This window comes from Rhizobium laguerreae, assembly GCF_019778565.1.
In the GTDB taxonomy this organism is placed as follows: domain Bacteria; phylum Pseudomonadota; class Alphaproteobacteria; order Rhizobiales; family Rhizobiaceae; genus Rhizobium; species Rhizobium laguerreae.
Genome location: NZ_JAAXQT010000003.1, coordinates 1 through 20,927, shown reverse-complemented (window position 1 = coordinate 20,927; position 20,927 = coordinate 1). Strand labels below are relative to the sequence as shown.

Annotated in this window: 30 protein-coding genes and 2 pseudogenes; 11 read left to right on the top strand and 21 right to left on the bottom strand. The window is 60.1% G+C overall.

What is annotated here, in order from left to right; translation table 11 throughout:
• Positions 1 to 288 precede the first annotated feature (288 nt).
• A complete protein-coding gene (locus HFO71_RS10525) occupies positions 289 to 1,566 on the top strand; it encodes an ABC transporter substrate-binding protein (RefSeq protein ID WP_245006913.1) in 1,278 nt (425 codons plus the stop codon).
• 376 nt (positions 1,567 to 1,942) lie between these two features.
• On the opposite strand, the gene HFO71_RS10520 is transcribed toward HFO71_RS10525, so the two are convergent.
• From HFO71_RS10520 to HFO71_RS10490, 7 genes are all read right to left on the bottom strand, one after another.
• Positions 1,943 to 3,082, bottom strand: a complete 1,140-nt coding sequence (locus tag HFO71_RS10520; RefSeq protein WP_168335668.1) for a response regulator — start codon at positions 3,080 to 3,082, stop codon at positions 1,943 to 1,945.
• A 12-nt stretch (positions 3,083 to 3,094) separates the two neighbouring features.
• On the bottom strand, positions 3,095 to 3,460 hold the full coding sequence (locus HFO71_RS10515) for a response regulator (protein ID WP_168255361.1): 366 nt from the start codon (positions 3,458 to 3,460) through the stop codon (positions 3,095 to 3,097).
• Positions 3,457 to 5,568 (bottom strand): sensor histidine kinase, encoded by a 2,112-nt coding sequence (locus HFO71_RS10510; RefSeq protein WP_221988044.1) that lies wholly within the window; start codon positions 5,566 to 5,568, stop codon positions 3,457 to 3,459. The genes HFO71_RS10515 and HFO71_RS10510 overlap by 4 nt, the downstream gene beginning before the upstream one ends.
• Positions 5,531 to 6,115 carry an SCO family protein gene (locus tag HFO71_RS10505; RefSeq protein WP_131623497.1) on the bottom strand — a complete coding sequence of 195 codons (585 nt, stop codon included), beginning with the start codon at positions 6,113 to 6,115 and terminating at the stop codon, positions 5,531 to 5,533. Before HFO71_RS10505 ends, HFO71_RS10510 begins: the two co-directional genes overlap by 38 nt.
• Complete coding sequence (locus HFO71_RS10500; protein WP_168335670.1) at positions 6,112 to 6,351, bottom strand: hypothetical protein; 240 nt, start codon at positions 6,349 to 6,351, stop codon at positions 6,112 to 6,114. Before HFO71_RS10500 ends, HFO71_RS10505 begins: the two co-directional genes overlap by 4 nt.
• A 241-nt stretch (positions 6,352 to 6,592) precedes the next feature.
• The gene (locus tag HFO71_RS10495; protein WP_168335671.1) at positions 6,593 to 7,600 is read right to left on the bottom strand and encodes an ABC transporter substrate-binding protein; all 1,008 of its coding nucleotides are present in this window, start codon (positions 7,598 to 7,600) and stop codon (positions 6,593 to 6,595) included.
• A gap of 749 nt (positions 7,601 to 8,349) precedes the next feature.
• Positions 8,350 to 8,859 carry a DEAD/DEAH box helicase family protein gene (locus HFO71_RS10490; RefSeq protein ID WP_168335672.1) on the bottom strand — a complete coding sequence of 170 codons (510 nt, stop codon included), beginning with the start codon at positions 8,857 to 8,859 and terminating at the stop codon, positions 8,350 to 8,352.
• A gap of 164 nt (positions 8,860 to 9,023) precedes the next feature.
• Here HFO71_RS10490 and HFO71_RS10485 point away from each other — a divergent pair, with 164 nt between their 5' ends.
• The gene (locus tag HFO71_RS10485) at positions 9,024 to 9,260 is read left to right on the top strand and encodes a hypothetical protein (RefSeq protein ID WP_132614480.1); all 237 of its coding nucleotides are present in this window, start codon (positions 9,024 to 9,026) and stop codon (positions 9,258 to 9,260) included.
• Between the two features lie 74 nt (positions 9,261 to 9,334).
• On the opposite strand, the gene HFO71_RS10480 is transcribed toward HFO71_RS10485, so the two are convergent.
• The 9 genes and pseudogenes from HFO71_RS10480 to HFO71_RS10440 form a co-directional block, all read right to left on the bottom strand.
• Positions 9,335 to 10,909, bottom strand: a complete 1,575-nt coding sequence (locus HFO71_RS10480) for a carboxylesterase family protein (protein WP_168335673.1) — start codon at positions 10,907 to 10,909, stop codon at positions 9,335 to 9,337.
• A 1,075-nt stretch (positions 10,910 to 11,984) separates the two neighbouring features.
• Positions 11,985 to 12,578, bottom strand: coding sequence for a hypothetical protein (locus tag HFO71_RS10475; RefSeq protein ID WP_077975716.1), 594 nt, complete (start codon positions 12,576 to 12,578; stop codon positions 11,985 to 11,987).
• A gap of 13 nt (positions 12,579 to 12,591) precedes the next feature.
• Positions 12,592 to 12,789 carry a response regulator transcription factor gene (locus HFO71_RS10470; protein ID WP_077975715.1) on the bottom strand — a complete coding sequence of 66 codons (198 nt, stop codon included), beginning with the start codon at positions 12,787 to 12,789 and terminating at the stop codon, positions 12,592 to 12,594.
• On the bottom strand, positions 12,786 to 13,085 hold the full coding sequence (locus tag HFO71_RS10465) for a GcrA family cell cycle regulator (protein ID WP_168335674.1): 300 nt from the start codon (positions 13,083 to 13,085) through the stop codon (positions 12,786 to 12,788). The genes HFO71_RS10470 and HFO71_RS10465 overlap by 4 nt, the downstream gene beginning before the upstream one ends.
• Entirely contained in the window at positions 13,082 to 13,480 is a 399-nt protein-coding gene (locus HFO71_RS10460) for a hypothetical protein (RefSeq protein WP_025393569.1), read from the bottom strand. Before HFO71_RS10460 ends, HFO71_RS10465 begins: the two co-directional genes overlap by 4 nt.
• Positions 13,446 to 13,811 (bottom strand): hypothetical protein, encoded by a 366-nt coding sequence (locus HFO71_RS10455; protein ID WP_077975713.1) that lies wholly within the window; start codon positions 13,809 to 13,811, stop codon positions 13,446 to 13,448. The genes HFO71_RS10460 and HFO71_RS10455 overlap by 35 nt, the downstream gene beginning before the upstream one ends.
• A 51-nt stretch (positions 13,812 to 13,862) precedes the next feature.
• A pseudogene (locus HFO71_RS10450) lies at positions 13,863 to 14,142 on the bottom strand (sigma-70 family RNA polymerase sigma factor).
• 247 nt (positions 14,143 to 14,389) lie between these two features.
• Entirely contained in the window at positions 14,390 to 14,602 is a 213-nt protein-coding gene (locus HFO71_RS10445) for a hypothetical protein (RefSeq protein WP_168287972.1), read from the bottom strand.
• The gene (locus HFO71_RS10440) at positions 14,599 to 14,790 is read right to left on the bottom strand and encodes a hypothetical protein (protein ID WP_168336881.1); all 192 of its coding nucleotides are present in this window, start codon (positions 14,788 to 14,790) and stop codon (positions 14,599 to 14,601) included. The genes HFO71_RS10445 and HFO71_RS10440 overlap by 4 nt, the downstream gene beginning before the upstream one ends.
• A gap of 143 nt (positions 14,791 to 14,933) precedes the next feature.
• Here HFO71_RS10440 and HFO71_RS10435 point away from each other — a divergent pair, with 143 nt between their 5' ends.
• On the top strand, positions 14,934 to 15,581 hold the full coding sequence (locus HFO71_RS10435) for a S24 family peptidase (protein WP_221988042.1): 648 nt from the start codon (positions 14,934 to 14,936) through the stop codon (positions 15,579 to 15,581).
• A 122-nt stretch (positions 15,582 to 15,703) separates the two neighbouring features.
• Here the strand turns inward: HFO71_RS10435 and HFO71_RS10430 are convergent, their stop codons facing one another.
• Entirely contained in the window at positions 15,704 to 15,985 is a 282-nt protein-coding gene (locus HFO71_RS10430) for a hypothetical protein (RefSeq protein WP_245006911.1), read from the bottom strand.
• Between the two features lie 452 nt (positions 15,986 to 16,437).
• Here HFO71_RS10430 and HFO71_RS10425 point away from each other — a divergent pair, with 452 nt between their 5' ends.
• From HFO71_RS10425 to HFO71_RS10415, 3 genes are read left to right on the top strand one after another with little or no spacing between them, the layout of a single operon-like run.
• Positions 16,438 to 16,701 carry a hypothetical protein gene (locus tag HFO71_RS10425; RefSeq protein WP_017963219.1) on the top strand — a complete coding sequence of 88 codons (264 nt, stop codon included), beginning with the start codon at positions 16,438 to 16,440 and terminating at the stop codon, positions 16,699 to 16,701.
• Positions 16,702 to 16,712: 11 nt separating this feature from the next.
• Positions 16,713 to 16,949, top strand: a complete 237-nt coding sequence (locus HFO71_RS10420; protein ID WP_168336882.1) for a hypothetical protein — start codon at positions 16,713 to 16,715, stop codon at positions 16,947 to 16,949.
• Entirely contained in the window at positions 16,946 to 17,170 is a 225-nt protein-coding gene (locus HFO71_RS10415) for a hypothetical protein (protein ID WP_025393563.1), read from the top strand. Before HFO71_RS10420 ends, HFO71_RS10415 begins: the two co-directional genes overlap by 4 nt.
• Positions 17,171 to 17,196: 26 nt before the next feature.
• Here HFO71_RS10415 and HFO71_RS10410 read toward each other — a convergent pair whose 3' ends face one another.
• On the bottom strand, positions 17,197 to 17,436 hold the full coding sequence (locus tag HFO71_RS10410) for a DUF982 domain-containing protein (RefSeq protein ID WP_077975709.1): 240 nt from the start codon (positions 17,434 to 17,436) through the stop codon (positions 17,197 to 17,199).
• A 183-nt stretch (positions 17,437 to 17,619) separates the two neighbouring features.
• Here HFO71_RS10410 and HFO71_RS10405 point away from each other — a divergent pair, with 183 nt between their 5' ends.
• From HFO71_RS10405 to HFO71_RS10390, 4 genes are all read left to right on the top strand, one after another.
• Complete coding sequence (locus tag HFO71_RS10405; protein WP_132614466.1) at positions 17,620 to 17,808, top strand: hypothetical protein; 189 nt, start codon at positions 17,620 to 17,622, stop codon at positions 17,806 to 17,808.
• Between the two features lie 9 nt (positions 17,809 to 17,817).
• A complete protein-coding gene (locus tag HFO71_RS10400; RefSeq protein WP_168285235.1) occupies positions 17,818 to 18,840 on the top strand; it encodes a LuxR family transcriptional regulator in 1,023 nt (340 codons plus the stop codon).
• 111 nt (positions 18,841 to 18,951) lie between these two features.
• Positions 18,952 to 19,203: a type II toxin-antitoxin system Phd/YefM family antitoxin gene (locus HFO71_RS10395; RefSeq protein WP_168336883.1), complete on the top strand. Its 252-nt coding sequence runs from the start codon at positions 18,952 to 18,954 to the stop codon at positions 19,201 to 19,203.
• On the top strand, positions 19,200 to 19,649 hold the full coding sequence (locus tag HFO71_RS10390) for a type II toxin-antitoxin system VapC family toxin (protein ID WP_168285237.1): 450 nt from the start codon (positions 19,200 to 19,202) through the stop codon (positions 19,647 to 19,649). Before HFO71_RS10395 ends, HFO71_RS10390 begins: the two co-directional genes overlap by 4 nt.
• Before the next feature lie 138 nt (positions 19,650 to 19,787).
• Here HFO71_RS10390 and HFO71_RS35790 read toward each other — a convergent pair whose 3' ends face one another.
• Positions 19,788 to 20,024, bottom strand: a complete 237-nt coding sequence (locus HFO71_RS35790; protein ID WP_245006910.1) for a hypothetical protein — start codon at positions 20,022 to 20,024, stop codon at positions 19,788 to 19,790.
• 59 nt (positions 20,025 to 20,083) lie between these two features.
• Positions 20,084 to 20,332, bottom strand: a complete 249-nt coding sequence (locus tag HFO71_RS10385; protein WP_077975707.1) for a hypothetical protein — start codon at positions 20,330 to 20,332, stop codon at positions 20,084 to 20,086.
• 220 nt (positions 20,333 to 20,552) lie between these two features.
• Here HFO71_RS10385 and HFO71_RS10380 point away from each other — a divergent pair, with 220 nt between their 5' ends.
• Positions 20,553 to 20,792 carry a DUF6894 family protein gene (locus HFO71_RS10380; RefSeq protein WP_131666974.1) on the top strand — a complete coding sequence of 80 codons (240 nt, stop codon included), beginning with the start codon at positions 20,553 to 20,555 and terminating at the stop codon, positions 20,790 to 20,792.
• Position 20,793: 1 nt separating this feature from the next.
• On the opposite strand, the pseudogene HFO71_RS35785 reads toward HFO71_RS10380, so the two are convergent.
• Positions 20,794 to 20,927, bottom strand: a pseudogene (locus tag HFO71_RS35785) (Crp/Fnr family transcriptional regulator); the annotation flags it as partial.

The window sequence follows — 20,927 nt, the reverse complement described above, 5'->3', positions numbered from 1 at the left end:
CCTTGAGCCTGGAATCCATGCCTACGGCTGACGGAGGCGAGAGTGGATCCTGGGGTCAAGCCCGAGGAGGACGGAGCGGGGGGTGAGCTTTGGAGCAAGGACAGCGACGCATCCGGACATGATCGACGGTTGAGGACTTTTCTGCCGACGCGATCGTTAAATGTTGGACAGCCGGATCGTCTGGATCGCGCTTCGAGGTCGGCATCACCGATCCCTGCCTGGTAACTATCATCAACGATCGCCTTCCGCCCAGTTGTGTCGGCATCGTTTTTCAAGAAAAGTTACGACATGAGTGAACACATCAAGATCGACATTCACGCGCTCCGCGAAATTGGGTGGGATCATTGGGACCCTATCGGCATTCGCCAGCGCGCCAATCTCGATTGCTGCTTCAGCTCGCGATTTGGCGTATCATCTTCACGTCACAGGCATCGCTTGATACGCAAGGGTGCGGTGATCCTGGTACGCCGAAGGTCAATGGCGAAGGACGGGGGCGGAACGAGCTCCGCCCCCGCGAAGATCTGGGCTTGCGAGGAACTTACCGGAGAGGACGCTTTCATGCCGATCGTGCAGAGCCGTCGTCGCTTTTTGGCTAGCGCCTCAGTGGCCGGCGCCGCTGGCTTAGTTGGTGGGTTCAAATCGCTTCACGCGGAGCCGGCGCCGGAGACCCCCATCATACGCATTGAAAAGACCCTCGGAGGTATTTGTACGGCCCCGATGTTCGTTGTAGGCGAGCTGCTCCGCGCAGAAGGCTTTGCCGAACTTCGGTATATCCCGGTGCAATCGGAGGACCTGACCAAAGCCCTCGCGCGGGGCGAGGCGGACTTCAGCCTGACGTTTGTGACAACCTTCGTCGCTTCAATAGACGCTGGGAACCCAATCACCGTATTGGCGGGAGTGCACCCCGGCTGCTTCGAGCTGTTCGTAAACAGTCGCATTCAGAGCGTCCGTGATCTGAAGGGCAGGAGTGTGGGCATACCGTCGGTCGGATCCCCGCCGCACCGGTTCTTGAGCGTTATCGCAAGTCAGGTCGGGCTTCGCCCCAGCGCCGACATCAATTGGGTCACGAGTACTTCGGCGAATCCGATGGAGCTGTTCGCCGAGGGGAAGATCGATGCATTCCTCGGCTTTCCACCCGAGCCGCAGGAACTGCGCGCGCGGGGCGTCGGTCGTGTGATTGTTAACAGTGCCTTGGACCGTCCATGGTCTCAATATTTCTGCTGCATGTTGGCGGCAAGCACGGATTTCGTCCAAAGTTATCCGGTCGCCACCAAGCGAGTGTTGCGCGCTTTTTTCAAAGCAACCGATCTCTGCATGACCGAACCGGAATGGGTTGCTCGGCAGATGGTCGATGGTGGCTTCACTGCGCGGTATGACTATGCGTTGCAGACACTGAACGACGTACCCTACAGCGCGGGACGCGACTATGACGCCGAAGATACGATCCGCTTCTACGCGTTGCGGCTCCAGGAAGCGGGCCTGATCCAGTCGAGCCCTCAGACGATTATCGCCAGCGGCACGGACTGGCGCTTCCTCAACGAACTCAAGCGCGAACTAAAGAACTGAGAATGTGAGAGTCGAATGGCGCTTCTGGTGCTCCTTACCCGTTGAGATTGACGAAGGAAATGCCAAGTTTCCATCCAAAGCGGGCCGCAGCTACAGTTATTAGATAGCGCAAACAATGACATACGAGTGCCCAGTTTCATCGCGTCGGGCGCGCCATTTTCCTACCACTCCAGAACAAAACTAAGAACTGCAGAGAAGGCTGCTTTGCGCCCTCATGTCGGCCATTGAGGAGGCCTTGCCCAAATGCGGACATCGCCGATGGCGAAACTGTAGGTCGCGGTTGCGCCAATTGTAGCCGTTCGCTTGCCTTCGCTGGAACGACCGCTCCCGCAGCCTGTATCAGCCTTTAGATCTACCTCATATCGGGCAGCGCTCGTCAGCCAAGCCACCGGACAATTTCGTAGGCCGGCATCGGGCGATGGAAGCCTTTCAAACTCAATTCGCCAACTGTAACGGCTTCGACCAACGGTTCCACTGCACCGAAGACTCGTTGGCTGACGAGGATCTGACGTGATTTGGCCTGTTCGCACAATCGGGCGGCATGGTTGGGGATGGTGCCGATGACCGCGTAATCCGAGCGCTGGCCGAAGCCGATTTGCCCGATGGTTGCATGGCCACGGGCGATGCCGATGCCGAAACCAAGCAAATAGCCACGTTTGCGCCATTGTTCCAAATGCTCGTCAATGGCATCGCGCATCCCCGTGGCCATGGAGACGGCTTTTTCCGTGTGGTCAGCGCAGGGCAAAGGATCGTTGAAGACGACAAGTAGACCATCACCGACAAAACGTTCCAAAGTCCCTCCGTAGCGAATGATTAGCTCTCCTAGACAGGAATGGTACTCGCTGAGGACTGTCATCACCTCTTCGGGCTCGGTGGTCTCCGCGAAGGCCGTAAAGCCGCGCAGATCGCAGAAAACGACTGTCACCTCGCGCCGGTGGCTTTGAAGAAGCGTGTCGCCATCCCCCGCTGCGACGATAAGGTCGGCGACCTGCGCCGGCAAAAATCGCCTGAGCCGGCCCATTCGCTCGATTTCCGTTACCTGCTCAGCCACCGTTTGTTCAAGGGAACGATTCCATGCCGCCAATTGGGCGGCCTGATCCTCCAGGCGCAGTGCCTGGCTCTCGACCGTGTCGTGAAGCGCCTTTTGGCGCAGCATCGAGCGCACACGGGCGAGCAGCGCCCTGTGCTCAAAGGGTTTGGTCAGATAGTCGTCGCCGCCGGCGTCCAATCCTTCGATCACGTCCCGCGTATCGGCCTTCGCTGTGACAAGGATGACCGGGATCCATCGAAGGGAGGCGTCCTGCTTAAGCGTGCGAACAACGCTGATGCCATCGAGTTTAGGCATCATGATGTCGAGGAGGATCAGATCCGGCTTGAACTCACGCACCTTCGCAAGCCCTTCTTCGCCATCCGCGGCAGTCATCACTTCATAGCCGTTCGCTTCAAGGCGAAGGCGCAAGATTTCGAGATTTTCCGGAGTATCGTCGACGGCAAGAATGCGTGGCGGATCGTGCAATGTCCCATCTCCTCACGCAAGAAATGCGCGAATCTTGGCCAGCAGCACACGCGGGCTGAACGGCTTTGCAAGGTAGCCATCGCATCCCGCAGCAAGCGCTTTCGCCTCATCGCCAGACAATGCATAGGAGGTGACGGCAATGATTGGAATGTGCCGGAGTGCCGGGTCGGCCTTGATACGGCGGGCAGCTTCATAGCCGTCTATCACCGGAAGCTGAATGTCCATGAGGATCAAGTCTGGATGCTCAGCTGCTGCCGCGGCGACACCTGCAGCACCGTCCGCGGCCTCTATCAGTTCGTATTCGGTGGTGGACAGGAGATCGCGGATAATCTGGCGGTTGTCCTCGGTGTCTTCCACCATCAGGATTCGTTTGCTCATGCCGCCTCCGCGCTTTCCTCTACCCGCATCGGGATCTTCAAGCGGAATGCCGAGCCTGAACCGAGAACCGACTCGACCTCTATGGTTCCGCCATGCATTTCAACGATACGTTTCGAGATCGCCAAGCCGAGACCGGTGCCGCCCTTCTGCTTGGTACTGCTGCTGTCGACCTGCTGGAATTCTTCGAAGATGAGCGCCTGGTCCTTAGACGCAATGCCGGGACCTGTGTCGCGCACTGTGATCTCGAAGTGTCCATCGACCGCATCGGCAAGAATGTCGATCGCACCCGTTTCGGTAAACTTGACGGCATTGCCTGCAAGATTGAGGAGGACCTGGGTCAAGCGGCGTTCGTCCCCGCGTCCGATTGGCAGTTTCTCGGCAACAGTCGCCGTGAGCATGAGACCTTTCGCTCGCGCCAGCGGCTCCACCGCCGTCACAGTCGATTGAACAATCTGCCCAACGGAGTATTCCTCGAGCGCAAGCGTTAGCTGGCCCGCTTCGATCTTTGAAAGATCGAGCACGTCGTTGATGAGCCCCAATAGGTGGTGGCCGTTAGCTTGTACGCGCGCCACGGTAGCCTTCGCCTTGTCCGGGAGCTCGCCGTAGATCCCGTCGACCAATAGCTCGGTGAAGCCCAAGACGGAATTGAGCGGTGTCCTGAGCTCATGGCTCATATTCGCGAGGAACTGAGACTTGTGGCGGCTGGCTGCTTCGAGCTCCCTGCCTTTTTCCTCAATCTCGCGGAACAGCTTCGCGTTTTGGATGGCGAGCACTGATTGGGCTGCGAAGGTTTCTATGAGGTGCACGACCTGTTCGTCGAATTCACCTGGCCTACGGCGCCTGACGACAAGCGCACCGACGATCTTGTCCGGCCTGAGCAATGGAACCACGAGGACGCCACGATATCCGGCGTCGAGGACGATCTTCTGTACGGAAGACGGCGTTTGTTCGTTGAGATCAGGTACTTGGATCGGCGTGCGACGCCGTGCGGCGTCGCCGATACCCGGGTCATTCAGCCCTATCGGCTGGTTGGAAATTGCGGCAATTAGCTCGTTGCTCATCCCAAAAGTCGCGCGGAGGCGGAATTGTTGGCTCGTGCTGCTGAACACATAGATGGTGCCCGCATCGGTGTTCGACAGTTGAACCGCCTTCGCTACGATCGTCTGTAGCACGGTATCAAGATCGAGCGTCGAATTCACAGCCTTACTGACTTCCCCGAGCGCCTCCAGTTCGCCAACCGAGCGCGCAAGTTCGGCCGTGCGCGCCTGCACCTCTTGATATAGCCGCCCCAGTTGCTCGGACGTCTGGTTAACATTTCTGGCAAGCACACCAAGCTCATCCCGGTTGACGACGGCAACCTGTTGCGCAAAATCGCCGGCCGCGATCTGGCGCAGACGCATCTCGATCTTCTTTACCGGCTCGATCAATGACCAAGAGATAATGTAGCCGAGCCCGAGTGCCAGCAGGATGCTGCCCACCGCAAAGGAGACCACGATCAGTCGCGACGTCCCGTACGCGCCTTCGGTCGCCTCGATTGCCGCCACCATGTCGGATTCCGCAATGTTGACCAGTTGGTTGGCCAGCCGCTCGAGACGGTCGGACGACGGTATGATCTCATCGAGCTGCATCCTGCGCGCCTCGTCGGTTCGTCCGGCGCGGATCAGCTCGACGACACGTGTAACCTTCGCGGTAATCTGGTTGTATTGTTGCCGGACCTGGCCCAACACTTGCTCCTCACTTGCGGCGACAAACTCCATGCGGTCGAGGTCGTAGCCAAACTGGTTGAGCTGGCGCAATGCTGCATCGAGCATCCTTTCGTCCTGAAGCAAAAGCGCAGTCGAGATGCTGTAGAGTTGGTTCGTCGTGTCGTGCTGGACCTGGCGATAGGCGGCAATCTTGCGCTGCAGCTTGATCAGCTCGGTCGTCTGAGCATTGACCCCACTCAGCACCTGCAACCCGACGGCCCCAAGCACGATCAGCAGTCCGACGATCGACAGGAACGCGATCAACAGCTTGGTCTGGACGCGCGCCGGGAGCCGCGCAACCCAGCCGATCAGCCAGCTTGCTACGTTACTTGGCTTCGTCCATGAGGCTAAGCAGATCACCACGGAATTCCTCCAAGTCGAAACCAGCGCCGAGATATTGAACGCGCAACATGCCATTCGGATCTACGAGCGACGTCAGCAGAGTGTGATCGACATCGCCATTCGCCGTCTTCTTCGCGATAACGCCGTATTTGCGTCCAACTTCATGGACAATCGCCGGATCGCCAGTCAGAAACGACCAGCCCTTTGAGTCGGCGTCGAAATTCCTGGCGTACTCCTTAAGCACCTCAGGGGTGTCGCGCTCCGGGTCGACAGTGATCGAAACGAAATCGATCTCCTTTCCGAACGCCCGGCCCAGCTTGGCTTTCACGCGCACCATATTGTCGGTCAACATCGGACAGATGTCGGAACAGGAAGCAAAGATGAACGCAACCGCGACCACCTTGCCGCGGAGGTCGTGCAATGAGACGGGTGTCAGATTCTGCGATGTCAGGGTGAAATCCGGCGCCGGTCCGATCATCGGCAGTCGCTGGTTGTGCGGCGCGTCATGCGCATGCGCCGTCCCGGAAAGCAGCGTCAATAACAGCAGAAGTATCGGCCACCTGCTCATGTCTTCAACTCGCACTTAAGCTCGCTGAACAAGCGCCAGTCTGTCCCCCTTGCGATAATCAGCTCCTCGGCGACGTATTGTGGAGCGACGCAGATGCCGGGCGCGTCCGAGAAGCGGGGAGTGGTGGTTTCAGGCGGCACATCTTCGGCCGCCGCATTGTGACTCCCGGAAAGACCCGCTGCCGCAAGAGCGGACACGCCGGCGGGAAACCGGCGGCGACTCTGGGTAGTTTGCATTGAAGCATCCTCCTCCTGGGCTGCAAGTTTGCAGCATGCGCTCGGTTTGACGCAAAGTGCCGTCAGCGACTTTAGCGCGGCGCTTTACAAAATCAGATCGGCATTCTCGCCAATTCGATCACAGGCCTCTACATGGCGACTAAACCTTCTGTAACGTTACCCAAGTTCCTTTCCGCTCCCTATCGCTCGGCGTCGGGCTGGATGGGCCAGCCGGGCGTAAGTCCGGCCGCCGCTACCAAGCTCAGTTCTTCAGTTCGCGCTTGATTTCGTTCAGGAAGCGCCAGTCCGTACTTTCCGCGATAACCCTGTCGGGCGAGGCGCTGATCAAACCGACTTCTTTCAGCCGCAGCGCATAGAAGCGGACGGTGTCAGCGGAATCGTAGTCCCGCCATTTCCGGTAAGGCAGCTCGCTGATCGCTGCGAACGCATCATCGTAGTGGCTGGCGAACCCGCCCGCCACCAGGCGCTCGGCAACCTGGGCCGGCGCTGCGGTGCATAGATCCGCAGCCTTGAGGATGGCGCGCAGCACACGCTTGGTAGCAACTGGATGCGCCGCCACAAAATCGCTGTTGGCGGACAGCATGCAGCAGAAATATTGCGACCAGGGCCGGTCCGCGGTGCTGTTGATGATCACGTTCCCGACCTTGCTGCGCCGCAATTCCTGCGGGTCCGGCGGAAAGCCGAGGAACGCATCGACGTCGCCGCGGGCGAACAGTTCCTTGGGCTTGACCGCCGGGTTCACCACCCAGTTGATGTCGTGCGCCGGATCGAGCCCGACATAGGCCGCGATGCTGGCGAGGAACAGATGCGGGCCCGTACCGAGCCCCTGGACGCCGACGTTCCTGCCTTTCAAATCGACGACGCTGTCGATCCCACGCTTGGCAAACAGCTCGAAGCAGCCGGGATGTACGCCGCCGAGCAGAGTGATCCGCGCGCCGGAGTCCAGGGCAACGATCAAATTAGTCACGTAGTTGAGGGTAAAATCGATCTCGCCATTCGCCACCGCGGAGGCCTGGGCCGCACCGGCGCCTGTGACGACATAGGCAATCTCGGTGAAGCCCTCAGCACGCAGAAGTTCCTCTGCAACATACTGGGGTGCTACGCAAATGCTCGGGATCTTCGCCAAGCGAATGCGCGTGGTCTCCAGCGGCGGCTCCGCATGGAGCGATTGCGGAGCGCCAAGAAAACCTGCGGCGACACCTGCCGAAAGGCCGGCCAAGAAGCGGCGGCGGTTCTGGATGACTTGCATGCCACGTCTCCCCTGGAGAGAATGGGATTAGGTGTTCAACTCACGCTTCAAACTCGCCGAGGAAGCGCCAGTCGGTAGACGAACCGAGGTCGTTTCCAGCGGTTCCGCCTGGAGTGACTCCGGAAGACCGACGATACCAGCAGCGCCCACCGTTGCAGCGCCGGCCAGGAATCGGCGACAGGTTTGGATGATCGGCATCAGTACGCTGCTCCGAACTACAAAAAGGGGTCTGGACCGGATTCGAGCAAAAGAGATTCCGGCAAAGGGTGACATCTTGTCGGCTTGTCGGCGCGCCCGAAGGCGGGAGTCTTGCGCTCCCAGTCGCTGACGCTTGCAGGGTCCTAGCCAGCGATAAGCAAGCATACGCCCTATTTCGGCGGCTGTCATTGACGGCTTTGAGTCGCATTCTGGATGTTTGAGCTTACTCTCGCGGCACGACATCCCGTGGCTAGACTCTCATCGTGACATGCAGCATCTCGCTGCCGCCCTCCGGAACCGCCCGTCTCTGCTGTCAGTCAGCGCAGCTTGGCTGGTAGGGGATAAAGACGAAGCAATTCGGCGGCTACGAGAGGCGATAGGGCGCAGACCTGCCGCCAAAGAGCATTTCAGTACTTGGGCAATCAACAATGGTGTTGCGCTCTGACCGAATCTGGACACGTGATCGTCTCTTTGGGAACCCTGACATGGGGCTAAGCGACGGGCACCGACCCCGTCACTGCTTTTCCTCCCATTCTCAACACTTCAGGGCATCAGGTGAGTTGAGCGAGGATATCGTCGACGACACTTGGGACAGTACCCGCCGTGTCGATATTGATGCCGATGGGAAGATATTCCCGGGTATGATGGTAGCGGAGCACCAGCGCCCGCTCGGCCGGCTCGAAGCCCGGCTCATTTGGCCGCCCATCCAACCGTCGGTTCAAGGTCTCAACGTCTGTATCGAGCACGAAAACCTTGTCGAAAAGGTCCAGGAATTTGTGGAAATTGCGCGAGCCGCCACAGAAGAAGGTGGCAGGATGGGTGGTGTCGGCAGCAATAGCGCGGACCTTGTCGACAGGCCAGATCCAGTGGGCGTATCCCCAAACGATGCGGTCCGCGCCTGCGGGTGGTGCTGCGAGTGCCTGGCCCGTCTCGGGGTCGCCGACATAGGCCAAGACCCTGTCACCATGGACGACATGGTAGCCCCGCCGCTCCAGTTCGGTAGCGATGGACGTTTTCCCGGTGCCGGAACCGCCTTCGATCAGATAATTCTTGATTCCCATAGGCGCCGCTTATCATGGCCTTCGGTGAGAAGACACTCTAGCTGGGAACGCTTCTGGTGGTTCACCTTCGACAGCGGAGAAATGTTCCAATCCATTGTCACCCATTGACGTGAACAGGTTTCACCCCAATACGGTCAGGCCAGCCAGACGACAACAGGAGTGTAATCGTGAGCGAACCGACCGTAGCAGATGCAACAAACCGCATTTATGAGTCGCTCCAGGCGGACAACGCCGACATCGACGTGCATATCGCGACGCTCAAGGCAGCGTTGACGCGGGCAGGTTTAAATGAGGCCGTATTCGACCCGGCCAGGCTCGTGCAGAATAACCGTTCTGGCAGGAAGCGGATGGAGGCCTACTTTCGCCAGCGCGGCGTCCTGGTGAAATTCTCAGCCTCGTGAAGCCTTCCAGACGGCTTCGCACCCCCCGCTGAATGGCGCGACAACGGTGCCAGAATTCGGGCGGCACCGACCTGTCACCTCTTTTCCTCCCAATACCTTTGCCAGAGGTCGAGCCTTGGCTTCAGCGGATCTGCTCCGAACGTCACGCCGTGATTGGTGAAGTCGATGACCCTGTGGACGAAGGGGTCGTGGTGAGGCCATTTTGGCCGTGAGCCGCCATTGGGGTCACCGCTCGTTGCAAATTGGACCCAGTAGGCACTCGCCAATGTGGCCATGGCCCAGTCGGCAGGTGTCACCTTGTCTTTCACCAGTGCGTCTGGAATGTTGAGCGTATACGGAATTTCGAAGCCGTGCAGAGCGCCTTTCCATGCCGGATCGTTGCGGAGGGCCTCGGCGACATAGGAGAAACGATACCACCACGTCGGCTGACCAGCGCGGATCATCTCGTCAGCGAGGTGGCGGGATGGTTCGACAAGCGTTTTATCGGCCAGAACCTGCTGCTTCAGCTCATCGAGCGTCTGTTGGCCGGTGGGATCGTAGAGGCTGCGGGCTTCGGCTGCGTGCTTCCCGAAGAGCGCGAAGAGATCATCTTTCGTCGCGGCCTGACCAAGACCGAGATCTCGATTATTTGCCCCGACGATGACAGGAACCGGCGCCTGCCGACCTGCCGCAAAAGCCGCTTCCGGCGTTTCGAGCAAAAACCGCCCGTCGATCATCGGGCCTGCGACGCCGATGACGGGCTCGCCGGTCGACATTCCCGCCAGCACGTCGTGTGCCGATGCGCCTTCGGTCAGCTTTTCCGCAGGCAGCGCCCGAAGGGCGGTGAGAGCGTCGGCATCGCTTCCATTGATTCCGAGAGAAGCCGCATAGTCCAACGCGGTTTTCTCTGCCGCTGTCAAAGGTGATAAAGGCGTACTCTCAGCACGCGCGGTAGGCAGGCCAGGCGACTGTAGAATGGCGCCGCGGAAAAGCCCCCGTGACAGTGGCGATATCATGTGCGCCATCACCGAGCCGCCACCGGCCGACTCTCCGAATATCGTCACTTTCTTCGGATCGCCGCCGAAGGCTTCGATATTTTGCTGGACCCATTTCAAGGCTGCAAGCTGGTCCATGTAACCATAATTGCCGACGGGCTCATCAGGGGATTCCTTCATCAGCGCCGGATGGGCAAAGTAGCCTAATCGGCCTACACGGTAGTTCATGCTGACGAACACAACTCTCCGGGCGGCCAGCTGGTCGCCCGGATATTGAAGGGTGTTTCCCTGGGCAAGAGCGCCGCCATAAATCCAAACCATCACCGGCAGTGGGGTCCGGGGACGCTTGGCGGGTGTCCAGACATTGAGGGTCAAACAATCTTCTGACTTCGGCAGGTCATCGGTCTGCATGCAGGACGGACCGAAATTGCGGGCATCCTTGATCCCGCTCCATGTCTCCATTGGTCTCGGATTGCGCCATCTCAGATCACCCACCGGCGGTGCCGCATAGGGTATGCCCTTGAAGCTGACGACCGTGCCCGACCTCTCACCCTTCAGCATTCCGCTGTCGATCGTCACGGTGTCCTCTGCCGCACCCAATTGCGGCGCGACCGTCAGTTGACACGATGCGACGGCCAAAAAAAGCAGAAACCTGCGACGGCCGTCCACAAACACTGCACTCTCCAGCGCCAAGTTGAGACAGTTTGGGAGCAAAATACTCTCATGGAGCGGCAACGGAAAGGGTCCGTCAGACGTCGACCAAAGTCGCTATCGGTGGATAGTTGCCATAGCGCTCCATTGGGCAGACGACGAAGGCACCCCATTAACCGCATATAAAGCGTAAGCGGTGTGCCGCTCACACCTGAGCGGAATAATTCCGATATTCTGCATCAAACGCCACCAGCCGTGGAGCGCTATGGCGACTATGCGCCAATTGCGATCATGTCGGCTATCGTTGTAGACAAGCCGAGGCTGCAAAGTGCGGCAAGAGAGGGGAAGAGGTTGAAAACCCTATGATGAGTGGAATCGCGCAGTTGCTCGACTTGGATCGCGCAAATGAATTATCGTCGCTGCAGCCGGTGTCTGAAATAGTCGCTGTGAGGATTGCAACGCGCTACCCCAGCATTTCCAAACAATACCTTGAGTTCATTCGTGCGGTTGGGGTGGGCTCAACTACGCGAGATTTCTATATCTACGAGCCCGAGCCCGAGCCCGCGTCCTCCGTCGAACCGCATCCCTCCTTTCAGCTTTACCAGTCTGCCTCCTACCGTGCACTGTCAGGCCCACGTCCCGAAGGGCATCCTATCCCCGCCGATGCGGTCGCTATTGCGGACAGCGGTGCCTCTTGGAGGTACTGCCTTTGCCCCTCTCTCGGCGAGGGGGTCTATTGTCTCGACATGGCTGGCCCCACATTCGAGCCGGAGGCTGACGACTTTTTTTCTTTTGTGGCAAACACCGTGTGTGTGAACTAAGTCCAAACCCTTCTCAGGGTATTGCAAGCCGCAGCAAATCGATAGCGATGGCACGGCCGCTTCGGTCCATCAGCCTCATCGGTGGCACTTACGCGCTGCTGATATCCTTTCATTCAAAAAATGGCCACAGCCAACTCGGATTCGGTCAATCCCGGACGTCCCGCAATTCTCTCTTTTATCCGAGTTTCAACCGTAGCCATTCAAAATCCTCCGATGCTTTCGAGTAAGCATATAGGAACCGAGACAGCATTCGATAGCGGCAATCGGCCTCCATTTCATCACCCACCCCTCGCCCCTCGCAACGCCGTCAACCCCCGCCGCAGCCACAGCAACTGCTGCGGCGGCATCTGGCGCAGGTGGTCATAGTCCATCACCGTGACGTTATAGACCATGCTGCGCACCTGCGGGCCATCAGGGCAGCGCAGCAGGATGCCCTGCAGCGCCATCATGCGGTTGCTGGCTTTGCGGGCGCGGTCGGCGAAGGTTTCAGTCTGTTCGCCTTCATGGCCTTTGACTGTGAACAGCGATTGCGCCCTCGGGCTCGGGGCCGGGATGCCTGTGGTCTTGTGGTAGCGGGCGATCGCCTCGGCATAGTCGTCGCCGGCCTGGCGCTGTTCGGCGGTGATCAGGCCGTCCAGGAACATGCGGCCGAGGGTATAGCCGGCAAAGGGGCTCCTGACCGTCTCGTCATCAACCGTCCGGCCGAAGCCGTGGATGCGGCGGCGGGCTGATATCGCGACGCTGATATTGTCCTTTTCGGTTTCGAAGGGCTTGATCTTGCCGCAGGGAAAACGCTCGACATTTTCCTTGCGCGGCCGGCCGGCGCCCTTGTTAACCCGTGCTGTCTTCACCTTGGTGGCTTTGCCGCCCATGCTGATGGTCCTTCTATCGAATGATGCCGTTTCTGAGTGCCGCGGCGACCAGCGCCGTCTCCTTGAAGACGCCGAGCTTCATCTTGGCGTTGGCGATGTGCGTATTCACGGTGATCGGCGAGATGCCGAGAATGGTGCCGATCTCGGCGGCCGTCTTGCCCGCCGCCATCCAGCGGATCACTTCGGTTTCGCGTGGGGTGACCTGGCTCATGGCTCCGCAGGCCCATCGATGCTCGGCACGCGCGGCATCGTCACATGCGCGCCCGACAGGGTCACCCGCGTGACGCGGTCGGGGTGGCGGATCGGCTGGACAGGCGGGGCCGCCTTCGGCTGCGGATGCCAGGTGTCCTGCCTCGAGGGAAACCTGTCGCGGTTGCGATGCGCCATGTTGATGACGGTGTTCTTCTTCGAGCCGAACAGGTTGGCGATCTCTCTCGCCGACAGCCCTTCCTTCCAGAGCTTTTCCGCCTTGACGATCTTGTCTTCCGTCCAAAAGGTGATGGTCACTTGGCTGCCTCCTGTGCATCGCGCGCGGCGCGGGCGATGATCGGGTTGTCGGGAAACATGCGGGCGAGCTCCCGCTTGGCGTTGCGGCTGCCATTGGCCGCATCGCGCAGCAGTTGCATCTTGTAGGCCGGCACTTTCGGCCGCGGCACCTCGGGCTCGGCTTCCAGGCGAGGCCGGCGCTCGGCCTCGATCGCCGCCTGCTGCTGGCGGCACTCCTCGGCAAAGCTCGCCGAGCTCGGCGCAAAGGCGCGGTTATGATCCCTCACCTGGCCGGAGATGAAGCGTTTGGCAGCCCGCCAGACCGCCTCTGCCGGCAGGCCCTCGACGGCGACGAGATAGGCGCGGATCTGCATGTCGGGATCAGTGCCTGCGGATGCCGGGAAGCCAGAAAGCATCCCCGAAATGATCTTCACCAGAGGGGAAATCTCGTGCGGCATCCACTGCTGTCCTTCTCGTGCTGCTGTTGATCGACCCGGCTTCCCTCGCCTTCTCCTTGAGGTACCAGTCGCATTTGATCGCCTGCCAGCCGCGGAAGATCTGCATCTCGGCGGCGCCGACCGGATCGCCGGTCATCAGATATTCTCTGGCCTGCATTCGTGCTGCATAGGCCGTCAGCGGCTTCCTCAGCGTGCGCTTGCGATGCTCGATGATCGCTGCCGCCAGCTCCTCGCCGAGCACCGGCCGGAGGATTTCCATGATCTCCTCACTCACCGTGTCCTTAGCCATGCGATGTCCCCTTCCCGGTTGAGGCCGCCACGGCCGCATGAATGGTTGGCCTCAAACCCGCAGCCTCCGTCGCCCGCCGGGCAAAATTGACCGGGGCGCCGGGCCTCGCGGAGCGGCGGGGAAATCGCCGGATCTTTGAGCCGTCATGGTCCTGCTGCGCGGTGTCGCCCTTCTCGGCGCTTCGAAGCGTGTGGATCTCGGTTTCCACCGACGGCACCGACCTCCCGAGGATGGCAGCGATTTCGATATAGTCCCGGCCGGTGCGGAAGAGCTCGAGCGCATTCATGTGCGTGTTTTGCTGCGCTGGCGCGGCCTCGGCCTGGATGCTCATCGCTTGATCCTTCTTTCCGATTTCGAACGCGGCTCGCCGTTCCCGCCGAAGCGGGTGGCTCGCCATATGCTTCATGTTCAAATTCATGGATGACGACCGGAGCCGGCCCTGGGAGCAAAGGCTCCGGTCGTCTGCCAGGCCGCCGCCTGGGTCGGACACGACATCGTCGCGCCTGTGGGCACGACACAGTCGCGCCCGGTGGGCTGGCGTCGCAGAGGGAGGGCGACGACGCCAGCGGCCGATAGCCTCAGGGAGGGGCTGGGCTATCGGGGTTGGGGATCGGCAGCGCGCCGGGCGGGATCATCGTTTCCCGCATCTCTTCCGGGCGCGTCGGCCGATCGCAATTCTCGCAGTGGCGCTCGATCACTTCGGCGATCGACAGCGCCTTTGCGCAGATCGGGCAGCCGGTGTAGCGGCCGTTCGGTGGCTGGATCTGCGCCGCGGTCAGGGTGATGGTCATATCGACTCCACCTCCCGGTTGGCGTTCAGCACCTGCTGCAGGGCCTTGGCGAGGAAGGGGATGTCCTCGTTGCGAACTGATATCACCGACATGCGCCCTCCCCTTAGCCCTTGCGGCCGGCGAATGACGACGCCGGTCGGCATGACGTCCATGGCAAGCCGCTCTTCCGAGGAAATGGTGAACCTCATGGTGCCGTCTCCTCCAGTCCGAAAGGCTGGACCGTTGTTGATGATGTCGGTATTTGTCATGGCGATTAGGGTACAATTAATACCCGTAATGTCAAGCGCATTAGGGCATGACATATACCCTTTTTTAGGGTATTTTTTATATCATGTTGAAAGATCAGGAACAATTTGAGCGCGAAGAACGCGCAAAGCGGCTGGTCATAGCCCGGAAGAATGCCGGTTTTGCCGGCCCGAAGGCGATCGTCGATCGGTTCGGCTGGAATGCCAATGTCTACAAGGCGCATGAATCCGGCCGCAACGGCTTCGGCATTGCCGACGCGAAGAAGTATGCCCGCGCTTTCAAGGTCAATCTCAACTGGCTGCAGTTCGGCGCCGGCAACGCGCTCGATCCGGATGAGCTGCCCGCCTCCGTCGCCGATGTCCCCAAAATCTCCTGGGTCAGCGCCGGCCAGCTGAGCGAGCAGGCGCCGATCACCGATTTTTCGGAATTCCCGACGGTCGCCGCCCTCGATCTGCCCGATGGCGAATGGATCGCTCTCGAGGTCGAAGGCAATTCGATGAACAAGATCTCGCCGCCCGGCTCGATCATTTTCGTCAATCTGCGCGACAAGCGCCTGGCGCCGAACGCGCTCTATGTCGTCGCCGACGAGACGGGTGCCGCAACCTACAAGCGCTATCGCCCGAATGACGACCCGCCCTTCCAGCCCGCTTCCTACGAAGACGTGCCGCCGCCGGAATTCCAGGGCGTCGTCACCATCGTCGGCCGCGTCCGCCGGTCGATCATCGAGATGTAGGGGCTCGGAATTAATGCCGCGAATCAATCATATTTCAACAGGGAAAACAGTATGATCCGCCCCTCCTCAGGCGCCGGCAGAATCTGGTTCTATATCGTCACGATCGCGGTGTTTCTCCTGGCCTACAGTGCTGCGCGCGAGATGTACGGCCTGTAGGATTTCGCTCCGAAGCTCGCCGATCCCCAGCCGGGATCATGAGGGATATCGGGACGATTCATCCTCTGAAACCACAAATTGCGGAAGCTCCGGATGCCCTTCGCGCACCACTCGTCACCGCCACCAGGATGGAACGGATGGCAGCGGGGAACATCTCCTTCGGCAGCTTCTCCTCCCATGGATCGTAAATTCGGTGATCCCAGCCCCGCCTCGATCACCTCGTCGGTGATTTCGATTTCGTTGCGCATAGCCGACCTCCTTTTTTCTCTTAGCTTCATACTCCAGCTTCAGTTCTCTATCCTATCTCTTAGGCTTAGGAAGAGAAGGTTCCTGAAGGCTGGTGAGGGAGGGTTCCGGCCAAAGCTTCCCCCTACCCCATGAGCAAAGCCCATGAAGCCGGGAGAGCATTGGCCAAGTCCTGAAGGCCGGAGCCGGGATGGGACACGTGCCAGAGGGGCCATTCGCTTCGCCCTCGTCCTGATTTTCTGACAGCGCACTTAAGGACTTTCGCTTCCCGCGCCGCTGGGCTTCGTCAGCTCGGGAGTTGCACCCGGTCGCCCAATCACTGGCCCCAGACATAAACCTACGATTCGTACCTCGTCAATCAATGAGGTATTTTTTATACCTCTCATCATTGACGTGATAGGGTATTATATATACCTTTCGCCTCAAGCCGATCAAATGGGCGAGAGGACAGGCAATGCAGCACATCCGCAATATCGAGACCGAGGAAAGCAGGCGGGATGCCCGCTGGAATGGCGCACAGACGATCGGCGACTGCCGCGCCTATATGGCGATCGAGGCCCAGCGTATGGGCGCGCTCGGCTTTGCGTTCCTCCGCCGTCCCGAACATTTAATCCGCGGCCCATCCTGGCTGCGGGGTGCGGCAGCCTCCGTCGAGGAGCATTACCGCTATGCCCGCGAGATCATGGGCATCGCCAACAACGATCAATTCTACGCCTGAGGGGAACGGAGATGCCTGCCGCCAACCTTACAGCTGATTCAACCGAGAGCTCTTCCCTTCCTGCCGCCCGACAGGCCGGAGCAAACGAAAAGACCCGCGCCAAGGCCCGCTTCACGGCCGGGGCGCCCGGTCTCCTGACGGCGCTGGTGGAGGCCGAACGCTTTTTCGACGGCAGCAAAGATCACGGCTGCGCGCTTCACCGGAAGATCCTCGACGCCATCGACACGGTGAAAGGCGGTGCAGCATGAGCGATTGCCTGATCAAGGCTTTTTCCGGCTGCGCCTGCCCGCCCGGCGAATGCGCTGAAAAGCCTACCACCCCGGCGCCGGTCACCTTCGTCTCGTGGCGGGTCCAGGCCATCGCCTGCCTCACCTTCGGCTTCCTCGCGGCGATCGTCTCGGCCGCCTGGATGGAGACGCAGTTCAAAACCTGGGATCTGCGAAACCAGGAGCATGTGTCATGGAAGTGAGCCAGGGCCTTGCCAGATGCCACGGATCAGGAACTGAACTTGATGTCGCTCGCCTTCGCCGCGGTAATGAATGCCCGCCGCACCTGCTCCGGCTCGGCGGCATCGTTGAACACATCAAGCACAAGCCGCTCGGCCACCTTGGCCGCCGGCGTCTGCTCGGGCCAATCATTCAGCAAGGTATTGCCGGCCTGAACGACATTGTAGACCGTCCTCACCTTGCCATTGATGGTGATCTTCACCGGCTTGAAGCTTCGTCGCCTGCTCATGATGCATCCCCCTCACGCTGGAAATACGCGACTCAACGAATCACCGCGGGACTCGTTCCGGTTGAGATGATTCTTTGTTCGCCCGCCGGGAGCCGAGCCCGATGTCCTCCGCCTGCATGACAGAGCAGGGCTCGGATGCGTGCGAGGATGCGGCAGATGAAGCCCGAACCGGGAGGCAACACCATGGACCTTCAGAGTCTCGTCGCCGCGCACATGCCAAACCGCCGCCGCCGGACGCCGATGGGTGCCTCGGCCGAGGACCGATACTACCGAAATCAGATCACCCTGCCGCGCCTGAGGCTTCAGCTCCTCGGGCTGATCGCAACCACCGCCGGCGCAACGCTGCTTCTGGCTGTCGTCATCCAGGCATGAGGTGCCGTCATGCTCCGACAGAGCGATCATGCTATGCTGCGATCCGTTGTCACGGGGGACCGCGAGATGGATGGCGGCGAGGCTGATCGGGCGGCGATCATGGCAGTGATCCGCGCCGAAACCGAGGCATGGCTGCAGCGGGACTTCGAGGCGCTGGCAAGCCACTGGGTACAGTCGCCGCAGACCCGGCGGATGGAATATTTCGCCTCACTCGGCGTCCGGGTGGACGAAGGCTGGGACCCGATCGCCGCGCGGATCAAGAAGATCGTCGAGCGATTCCCGGAGAAACACGCCTTTTCGGAGCGCGTCCGCTGGGAAAAGGTCAACATCGTCGTCGACGGCAACATGGCCTGGATGACCTTCGATCAGATCGGCAGCGACACCGGCGAGGATCGCAAGCGCCAGCTCCGGATCCTCCACCGGATCGACGGCGCCTGGAAAATCGGCTGCATGGTGATGATGGAGAGCAGCGTCGAGGAGGCGAACTGCCCGCTGATCGAGGTCGATGCGGATGCGCGGATTCTTTGGACGAACCGGCTGGCGCGGGAGCGGATGCCTGGCCATCCCGGGCTCATCACCGCTGCCGGCCGCATACGCGCAAGGCGGCGCGAACGCGACCCTGCACTGCGCGAGGCGGTGCGGGTGGCATTCCACGAACTGCAGAGCCAGAGACCGCTGAACATCGCGCCGAAGCAGGCCTGGTCGGTGGCGCTCGGCGAGGACGCGGCGGGGATTCCGCTCCACTGCTGGGTTCTGCTTGAGGATGGCAAGACGCTCATCTCCTTCGACGACGCCGAGACGCTGGTGCGCCGGATCGCAAGTGCGCGGGAGGTCTTCGGCCTCTCGCCGGCGCAGACCCGGCTTGCGCGCCTGATCGTCGATGGCCATGACCTCGCCGCCGCCGCCGATCGGCTCGGGGTCAGTGTCAACACGTTGCGCACTCAGCTACAGCGCATCTTCGACAAAACCGGCGTCCGCAGCCAGGCGGCATTGGTGCGGGCGCTGTTGAGCGCCGGGGCTCCGAGCCAATAGCCTCGACCGCCGGCGTCTGGCCGCTACGCCCTTTGGAAAATTCCCCTCTTGATTCCGTCGGCGTCACTGTCTATTTTGACCATATATGGTCATTTAAGACGTGAGGCCACAATGTCGACAATCAGCGTCGCAGAGGCAAAGGCCGGTTTCGCCGGTCTGGTGGATGAAGCGGCAAAGGGAGAATTCGTGACGATCACGCGGCACGGAAAGCCCGCTGCCGTGCTTGTGTCCGTTGAAGCGGCCGAGGCCGCGAAAAGGGCTTTGCAGAAGCCACGGCCGAATTTCGGGGATTTCCTGTTGACGTTTCCCGGCGGGGTCGAGCTGAAGCGGAACCCATCGAAAATGCGTGATATCGATCTGTGACCGCCTATCTTCTCGACACGAATATCATTTCGAAGTTCGCGCCGGGCAAGGTGCCGCCATCCGATCCGGTGCGAGCATGGTTTCATGAGCATGGCGAAGCCGACAGCCTGTTTCTGTCGGCTTTGTCGGTCGCGGAGATCGAGAAGGGAATGCGGAGCCTTCACCGTCGCGGTGGGGTCGAGAGGGCAAAGCGCCTTTCGGCATGGCTGGACGTCATCACCGAGAGTTTCGGCGATCGGATCTTGCCGATGGATACCGTTGTCGCGCGCATCGTCGGCGCTCTAGAAGATGAAGCCGAGAGCCAAGGCCGTCATCCCGGGCTTGGCGATCTCATCATCGCGGCGACCGCGCGCGCCTATGACCTCACTGTCATTACGGAAAACTTGCGGCATTTCCAGCCGCTTGATGTCGCTGTTGATCTTCCTGCCGCGTTCCGGTCGGAATGATCGTTACCGGCGCTGCCAAGACGCCGCCGAGCGAATCGCAGATATCTCGCGAGCAGGATGCTTCGCCGGCCGCGCGACGATTGCAACACATTGGCTCAATGATGTCCGCTCCGATATTCATCTGGATGGAGGCACTCATTACAGGTTAGCTAGGCCGGAGGTCTCCGCGTCCATCTGACCCGACCGGGGGCCAAGGCGCTCCGTCAAGTTCTGGAGGAGTGTGTCTCGGGCGGAGTTCTGAACGATGGCAAGGGTCAGGGCGCGGCGGCCTTCGTTGCTATCGATCTCACAGTGGTTCCTTGTACACCACTGCCGAACCGCAGTGATGACGACTTCGATGTCTTGATCGGACAATGTAATGAGGGACTGAAGCATTTCGATGCCTCCAAAATCCGAGAGCGCCTACGGTTCGCCAAGGGATGGGACCGATATCGCTAGTGATGAGCAGCGGACGTCGTCGCGTTGATCTTCAGCGAATGAGGGCTGTCAAACCTGGCGATCAGCAGCGTAGCGAGTTCCTCCGGCGTCCTGTGCCCCTGGCTAAAAAGATCGACAGCCGCGCTACAGAGCAATTGCGTTGCTCCTTCCGTCGGTGTGACGTGATTATGCCGGTACCAGGTCCGCACAGCCTCCGTAAGCACGTTCACGTCCTTCGTCTGGAGCGAGAGATTGAAATCGATCATATCATCCTCCGACGCGTCGCCGCTCCAGATTAGTCTTGAGTTGAAGCTCGCGCTAAAAACTTAATCCATTGGTTCCTCGCCGCCAACTATCAGTGCGGTTGCGCACAGTGGCCGTAAGGACATCGGCACCGATGACGAAAGAATGCCCAATGCTGTTGATCTGAACGCTGCGGAACGGCAAAATAAGTGACTTATCCCGCCGGGCTTTGAAGGATTTCGAATGCCACGCTTCTACTTCAATATCCTGTCGGAAGCCGGATCGCTCGAAGACTGGGAAGGAACAGAGCTTCCTGATCTGGATGCCGCTCGCATTGAAGCGGTGCGTGATGCTCGCGCGTTGATGAGCAGTGCCGTGCTGCTTGGATATGACATTGCGTCAAGAAGCGTCGAGATCAGAAACGAAACAGGCGATATCCTGCTCGTGCTGCCCTTTTCGGAAGCGGTTAAGCGAGTGGGCTGATCTACCTGGCGCGGAGCGGACCCAGCAGCTTTTCGTATTCGCGCTCCGGCACTCCATAGCAGCCACCGGCAATTTCGATCAGTTTTTCCCTGTCCATTATTCGCACGTTTCCGCGGGTCGATCGGATGGCGTGGA